The sequence below is a fragment of the Streptomyces flavofungini genome (assembly GCF_041028215.1).
Classification (GTDB): Bacteria; Actinomycetota; Actinomycetes; order Streptomycetales; family Streptomycetaceae; genus Streptomyces; species Streptomyces flavofungini_B.
Genome location: NZ_JASKYR010000945.1, coordinates 1 through 2,016, shown reverse-complemented (window position 1 = coordinate 2,016; position 2,016 = coordinate 1). Strand labels below are relative to the sequence as shown.

3 protein-coding genes and 1 pseudogene are annotated in these 2,016 nt (G+C 67.8%); all 4 read right to left on the bottom strand.

Translation table 11 applies throughout. The annotated features are described in order from the left end of the window. Positions 1-697 (bottom strand): ribonuclease III (rnc, locus tag AB8Z36_RS36925; RefSeq protein WP_369217754.1); only part of this gene is annotated, 697 nt, incomplete at its 3' end. Between the two features lie 7 nt (positions 698-704). Next, a complete protein-coding gene (rpmF, locus tag AB8Z36_RS36920; protein WP_003965982.1) occupies positions 705-878 on the bottom strand; it encodes a 50S ribosomal protein L32 in 174 nt (57 codons plus the stop codon). 2 nt (positions 879-880) lie between these two features. Further along, complete coding sequence (locus AB8Z36_RS36915) at positions 881-1,564, bottom strand: YceD family protein (protein WP_440582102.1); 684 nt, start codon at positions 1,562-1,564, stop codon at positions 881-883. A 140-nt stretch (positions 1,565-1,704) separates the two neighbouring features. Continuing rightward, a pseudogene (locus AB8Z36_RS36910) lies at positions 1,705-2,016 on the bottom strand (cell division initiation protein); the annotation flags it as partial.

The following is a 2,016-nucleotide window of genomic DNA, read 5'->3' as shown; positions in this document are numbered from 1 at the left end:
CCGCTTCCTTCTTGCTGCGGCCGGTGCCGGTGCCGTACGAGACGCCTCCGACGCGGGCGGCAGCAGTAAAGGTCTTCTCGTGGTCGGGTCCGCTCTCCGTGACGAGGTACTCGGGCACGCCGAGGCTCTCGGTCGCGGTGAGCTCCTGGAGACTGGTCTTCCAGTCCAGGCCCGCTCCCAGGTTCGAGGACTTCTCGATCAGCGGGTCGAAGAGCCGGTGCACCAGCTCACCCGCCGCGTCCAGACCCTGGTCCAGATAGACCGCGCCGATCACCGCTTCCAGGGTGTCGGCGAGGATGGATGCCTTGTCCCGGCCTCCCGTGCCCTCTTCGCCCCGGCCGAGCCGGATGAAGGAGCCGAGTTCGAGGCCGCGGCTGACCTCCGCCAGCGCACGCGAGTTGACCACCGCGGCCCGCAACTTGGCCAGCTGGCCTTCGGGCAGGTCGGGGTGGGTGCGGTACAGCGTGTCCGTGACGACGAGACCGAGCACGGAGTCCCCGAGGAACTCAAGGCGCTCGTTCGTCGGCAGGCCGCCGTTCTCGTACGCGTACGAACGGTGGGTCAGCGCACGCACCAGAAGGGCGGACTCAAGTGTGTACCCGAGCCGCCCTTCCAGAAGCGTGTGGGACGAGGCCGTGGTCTCCGCCAGTTTCTTGGCGTCTTCCGCCTTCTTGGGGCTAGACACGGTGCCTCTCACCAGCCGCTCAGACCTCGAGGACCTGGCGCTTGTTGTAGGTGCCGCAGCTCGGGCACGCGATGTGCTGCAGCTTGGGCTCCTGGCAACGCTCACACGAAACCAGGGTGGGGACCGCAGCCTTCCACTGCGACCGGCGGTGGCGCGTGTTGCTGCGCGACATCTTCCGCTTCGGAACAGCCACGGCTACTTCTCCTGCTTCTCGTCGACGCCCGCTTCCGCTTCGGCGCCGCTCATCTCGTCCTTCTCGCCGTCCTGGATGGTGCCAGCGAGTCCCTGCAGTGCCGCCCAACGGATGTCGACGGCGTCGTGGTGGTGGTCCGGGTCGTCCGCGAGCCGCACTCCGCACTGGGAGCACAGGCCCGGACAGTCTTCCTGGCACACCGGCTGCATCGGCAGTGCGAGCACCACCGCATCACGCAGCACAGGCTCAAGGTCGAACATGCCGTCCTCGAGAAAGAGCCTGTCCTCATCTTCCTCGGCGTCGTCGGCCGGATCCGCGGTGCGGCCCCGGTCGTCGGCGTCAGGGTAGGAGAACATCTCCTGGAAGTCCGCTTCGAGCTCGAGCTCAAGCGGCTCCAGACACCTTACGCACTCCCCCTCGGCCGATGCACGGGCGGTGCCTGTGACAAGCACCCCTTCCATGACCGACTCGAGACGGACCTCAAGCTGGACCGGCGCGCCCTGCGGCACTCCGATGACCCCTTCGATGCCGAAGACACCGGGCGGGCCCGGCGCCTCGACCTCGCGGGTGACCCGCTGCATGGCACCAGGACGCCGGCCCAGCTCGTGTGTGTCGAACACGAGTGGGTTGCGGTGGTCGAGGCGCGTGCTCAGGGCTTCTCCTGCTTTCGGATCCGGGAGGTTCAAGGGGGGCCGCCGCACTGATGCCTCGGAAATGAGGCCCGGGCGGGCAGCCTGGATCGCGGACGTATGCGCGACCGAAGAGCCAGGATACTTGACCTTTCGCTCTCGGCCCAATCCGGTCGTAGCGGCCCCGGCGAAGCGCCCTAGCGTCCCTGCTCGTACTGGCGGAGCTGCTCGGCGCTGATCATGGTCGTGTCGAAGAGACTGGTCTCCTCCAGCGTCCCCGCGCCCTCGTACTGGGGCTGGTGGGGCTGAGATGCCTGCTGGGTCTGCTGCGGCTGCTCGTACGGCTGCTGCGGGTAGCCGTACTGGTGCTGCTGCTGGTGCGGGTCCTGGTAGTGATCCTGGTGCTGGCCCTGGTACGCGTACGGGTCCTGCTGGCCGTAGGGCTGCTGCTGGTACGCGTACTGGTCGTGGTGCTGACCCTGGTGCTGGTCGTGGTGCTGGTCCTGGTG